The sequence below is a fragment of the Salinivirga sp. genome (assembly GCF_055145285.1).
Map to the genome: position 1 here is coordinate 1 of NZ_JBSRDC010000014.1, position 5430 is coordinate 5430.

The window sequence follows — 5430 nt, forward strand, 5'->3', positions numbered from 1 at the left end:
CTCGCAACGAATGCGCAGCGACCGCAACGTTAGACACGTAGCGTTCGTAGCGTATTTTTCGTGGCGCTCGTGGCGTGAAATAATTTAAAAAACTAAGCACATGAATTTCAACCTAAAAAACGGAAAAAGCTATACGTCATTCTGCATTACTAAACTAAAAAAATGGGTCTCGCCATGACTGCTTTCCAATTTTGGGATTGTGCAGACTTTGAGACACCCGGGTTTGATCAAAACATTTTATCTGCTCACTTTTTATTATTATTTTAACACCAAATTAAATCTCATTACAATGAAACATCTGGGCCTTTTCCTACTCATTATTTTTATTTCATGGCAACATGGATGTAATACAGAAACAGCACAAAATGATGTAAAAACTATGAAATATCTTGCATTGGGCGACTCTTATACGATTGGTGAAAGTGTAGGTGAACAGGAACGGTTCCCGGTTCAATTGGCAGATACTTTGCGCGCGGACGGTATAAAGGTGAATAACCCTGAAATTGTAGCCACTACCGGCTGGACGACCGATGAGTTGGCAGCCGGTATCGAGGAAGCGAATATCTCAGGTAATTATGATCTTGTTACACTGCTCATCGGTGTCAATAATCAATACCGGGGTCGTTCTGTGGAGAATTTTCGGGAGGAATATGTTGCCTTGCTTGAGCAAGCCATTGCTTTTGCGGGTGGAAATCCTGAAAAAGTTGTTGTGATCTCTATTCCGGATTGGGGCGTAACACCTTTTGCCGAAGGGCGCGACCGCGAGCAAATAGCACAGGAAATTGATGCCTACAATGCCGTAAAAATGGAGGAGACACAAGAGCAAGGTGTGAGTTTTGTCAATATAACACCCATCTCAAGGCAAGCTGCAGCGCAACCAGAATTGATTGCGGATGATGGCCTGCATCCTTCAGGTAAAATGTATAAATTATGGGTTGACCTGATGTTTGATGAGGTCAAAAACGCAATTACCTTTAACCCTTAATGTTGAACGAATAGAAGATTTTAGTTTATGGATATTTTTTCTGCCCAATATGCTCGCCAATTGGATGAACAAGACCCTATAAAGCAATACCGGAAACGGTTCGAACTCAATGACCCTGAGCTTATTTATCTCGATGGAAATTCGCTTGGTGCATTGCCCACCTCAACCCCGGAAAGATTAAAACAGGTGATCGATAAGGAGTGGGGAGACCGGCTAATTCGAAGCTGGAATGAAGGATGGTATGACCGTTCGCAGAAAATTGGCGCAAAAATAGCCCGGTTAATTGGGGCGCACCCCGATGAGGTAATAGTGGCTGATTCTACCTCAGTGAACTTGTTCAAATTGGCTTACGGCGCTTTAAAACTTCAAAAAGGCAAATCGAAGATCATCAGTGACCAATTAAATTTCCCGTCTGACATTTATTTATTGCAAGGATTAATTGAATTGTTTGGTCAGCAACACAAGTTGGAGTTGGCTAAAAGTGAAGATGGTATCTCCATTAGTACTGAGGCAATTGACTCCCTGCTTGATGATGATACAGCGCTGGTGACCCTGTCGCATGTGGTATTTAAAAGCGCTTACATGTACGATATGAAAACCATCACAGAGCATGTACATCACAAAGGAGCGCTTATGCTTTGGGATTTGAGCCATGCTGTGGGCGCTGTGCCGGTCGATCTGAATGGTTGTAACGTTGATATGGCCATAGGTTGTACCTACAAGTACCTGAACGGCGGTCCTGGTGCCTTGGCTTTTCTGTATGTGCGCAAAGATTTACAGGAAAAGCTCACTTCTCCCATTTGGGGCTGGTTCGGAGAAAATAACCCCTTCGAATTTGGGCTTGACTTCAGTCCTGCAAAAGGTGTCAGAAAGTTTTTGGCCGGCACACCACCGGTTTTATCCCTAACGGCCATTGAGCCCGCAGTGGATATGCTCAACGAAGTTGGCATGGACAAGATACGAGAGAAGAGCCTTAGTCTGAGCAATTATCTTATTGCCCTTTTTTATGAAGTGTTACAACCTTTGGGTTATAGGTTGGGCACACCAACTGACGCAGGGTACAGGGGTTCGCATGTCTCGCTTAAACACCAGGAAGCGTATCGCATTTGTAAAGCTTTGATTGACAAAAATATTTTTGGAAAGTCCGTTATCCCTGATTTTCGGGAGCCCGACAATATTCGATTGGGCATTACACCATTGTATACCACCTACAGTGAAATATTTGAAGCCACAGAGCAACTCCAGCGCATTGTAAAAGAAAAATTATACACCCAATTCTCTGCAGCGCGTGATGAAGTTACATGAGCGGAAAATCTGCTAAAAGAATAAGTATCTTTTACTACAAATATATTTTGTTCTGGGTTTGTTTTTGCGTAAATTGCATATAGCTAACTCAAAATGAAACTGCTATGAAGAAAATTCTACTCCTGTCGGTTGTATTACCGATGCTTACTGTGCTTCAGGCTCAAGAGTATCAGTTTTTCAATGATGACTTTACTGTTTTCATGGAAGATGAAAATTATTTACCCTGGGTATTCCCTTATAATACGCTATCTGCTGAATACGTGGATGGTTGTAAACATTACGAATTTCAGGGTATGCTCAATTATGTGGATGAGATGCTCTTTGACGCCAACGGACCGGGCTTCCTTGGCCAGTATGCCATATGGGACACGGCTCAGGGGCTGTATGTGCTTTTTAACCGGCACGATGACAGCATACGAATTTATACCAATCGCGATGTGGGCGAATCATGGGTTGCCTACACTAAAGAAAATGACACTGTGTGGGCTGAGGTTACCTCGAAAACAACTGATACAACTATGTCGGGCGATCCTGAAACCGTTAAAACTGTGACCTTTATTTACGCCGAAAATAACTCTGGTTTTGATGGCTCGGTGCACAACAAATCCTTTTCATTTGGAAGCTCGTCCGGCCTTATCAGTTTTTTCAATATTGTAGTTTTTCCGGGTATTATTAATGAGGAATATGGCGATATCCCTACATTTTACAAGAGTTTTGATAGTGATCAGATTACAGCTGATGCATTTGATCCGGCATTTACCGATTCCATTTCCGATGCTGATTTGTTTGACTGGTATCCCGGGGATGAAATTCATACACAATCTTTTGGCTGCACTGGTTCAGAACCCGATATTTCAACCGTTGATACATGGACAATTAAAAAAGTGCTCAACCGCATTGATTCAGTACACAATATAGCTCTCACTTTTCACCGGAAATATAAAAAGTGGAGAAATGACACTGTAATCGCACAGGCTATTGATACAATCACCCGAACATACAGTAAAACCCCGCTTGATGTGATACCATCTTATCGTTATGAGGGTGATGATGATTATGCGCTCGTTGCTGGTTTAAAATTCAGGAACCATCGAATATCTGTGATTAAGTATTATTTGTCAATTGAAAGGCAGGGTGAATATTGGACATTACTTCCATTTAAGTCTGGTAAATATACTTATTATGAGACAGAGGGTATTTGCGGTCTGGGTGCCTGGTATTATGACAATACCGGAACTTTCTGTGATCCATACAACCAATTTGTGTATTACAAGATGGGCAATTCAGAGGTTGGTACTCCATTGAACTTTGAGGTTTCCGGTTTGGAGGAACAGCCTGCTTCAAACGTTCGCATCTATCCCAATCCGGTTGATGATGTTTTGCACATTGACCTGGAGAAAAAGAGTGGTGTGAAGATTAATTTAGAGATATGGAATTCCAGCGGCCAAATTGTATTCAAAGAGCCTATTCAAAAGCAAAATACCATTAATACCAGCGAAGTTCCGGCTGGGCTTTATCTGTACCGCATTATGAATGAAAACAGCTTAGTCAGCTCCGGTAAAATACTGAAAGAATAGTGTGCAATTCATAGTTTACTTGTAATTTTGCTACTGTAAGCATGGATATTGAATTAAAAAATATCAATCTCACTTTACAGGAGCAAAAGCTATTTGATCAGCTTTCGCTAAAGGTGCACGATGGCGAAAAAGTTTGGATACAGGCGCCATCGGGTAGCGGTAAATCTACATTACTTCGAATGTTGTTTGGTTTTATTCAACCCGATGAGGGAACCATACTGGTCAATGGCGAAACATTGAGTAACGGGAATGTGGACAGCCTTCGATCAAGAGTTGGATACATTGCTCAATCAGCACCCATGCCGCTCATGCCACTTCAACGGTTTGTAGAGGAGTGGATGCAATTCGATGGTAATGGCAAATTACAACTTTCAATGGATGCGGTTCACAAAGCCTTTTTACAATTTAATTTAAAACCAGGTATTTTGGACAAACAAACCGGAGAACTGTCCGGCGGAGAGCGACAGCGTGTTTGTTTTAGTTTGCTTACGCTCATGCAACGCAATGTTTGGTTGCTTGATGAGGTGACAAGTGGCCTTGATGCTGAGAATAGCCAATTGATTTTAGAAGCTGTTCAACAGGCAAATGCTACGGTGATAATCACTGCGCATGATGGTGAGTGGGATAAAATTGACCTGAAAAAAATTACGCTAAATGGGTGAGCCTACCGCCAATATCGGATTCTGGGCCATGGTATTTGCCTTTCTATTGGTGGTGCCACCTTTGGTTATTTCCAGCTGGTTGAAACTTGGCCTGTGGAAACGTATTCTGATTTCTACTGCCCGCATGGGTGTTCAATTAGGTTTTGTTGGTTTGTACCTGCACTACATTTTTGAATATAATCATGCGCTTGTAAACGTTGGATACCTAATTTTAATGACAGTAGTAGCTTCATTTTCAGCTATAAATTCATGTGGAATCAAATGGCGGGTATTTTTTATCCGGATTTTTCTGGCTTCGGTTTTGCCATTAATGCTCATCGTTTTTTATTTCGACTGGTTAATTATTAACCTTGATGACCTGCTGGATGCCCATTACCTCATTCCAATAGGGGGAATGCTTTTGGGCAATACGCTTAAATCAAATGTCATTGGTGTAGATCGGTTTTTTTCAACCCTGCAGTCGCAAAAGGAAGCCTATCAAACGATGCTGGCATTTGGAGCCTCACATGGGCAGGCCCTACGCCCGTTTTACCGCGATGCTTTGAAAGCTTCCATAAATCCAATGCTGGCTACAATGGCCACAGTTGGCCTGGTTTCATTACCCGGTATGATGACGGGCCAGATTCTGGGTGGTTCACTGCCTGTTACAGCCATCAAATACCAGGTGGCCATTATGACGGCCATATTTTGCAACAATATGCTTACCGTGCTGCTTGCACTCTGGTTAACCACACCCGTTGCTTTTGATGGTTTCAGGAATTTGCGTTATGATATTTTTAACCCAACTTGAAAATTTTGGTCTAAAAATCAGGAAAGTAGAAAAAATATTGGATTTCTTAAACACACATAACCAAGCAATTATAAAGAGCACATTTTTCGACCATATTCTTAATCAGCTGAA

General features: G+C 42.0%; 5 protein-coding genes. All 5 read left to right on the forward strand.

The window, feature by feature from the left end; genetic code table 11:
- Window positions 1–289 precede the first annotated feature (289 nt).
- Window positions 290–985, forward strand: coding sequence for an SGNH/GDSL hydrolase family protein (locus ACTB0Y_RS02570; RefSeq protein ID WP_463205227.1), 696 nt, complete (start codon window positions 290–292; stop codon window positions 983–985).
- A gap of 27 nt (window positions 986–1012) precedes the next feature.
- The gene (gene kynU, locus ACTB0Y_RS02575) at window positions 1013–2290 is read left to right on the forward strand and encodes a kynureninase (RefSeq protein ID WP_463205228.1); all 1278 of its coding nucleotides are present in this window, start codon (window positions 1013–1015) and stop codon (window positions 2288–2290) included.
- Between the two features lie 104 nt (window positions 2291–2394).
- Window positions 2395–3867, forward strand: coding sequence for a T9SS type A sorting domain-containing protein (locus ACTB0Y_RS02580; protein ID WP_463205229.1), 1473 nt, complete (start codon window positions 2395–2397; stop codon window positions 3865–3867).
- A 41-nt stretch (window positions 3868–3908) separates the two neighbouring features.
- Window positions 3909–4529, forward strand: a complete 621-nt coding sequence (locus ACTB0Y_RS02585; RefSeq protein ID WP_463205230.1) for an ABC transporter ATP-binding protein — start codon at window positions 3909–3911, stop codon at window positions 4527–4529.
- Complete coding sequence (locus ACTB0Y_RS02590) at window positions 4522–5319, forward strand: ABC transporter permease (RefSeq protein WP_463205231.1); 798 nt, start codon at window positions 4522–4524, stop codon at window positions 5317–5319. Before ACTB0Y_RS02585 ends, ACTB0Y_RS02590 begins: the two co-directional genes overlap by 8 nt.
- Window positions 5320–5430 lie beyond the last annotated feature (111 nt).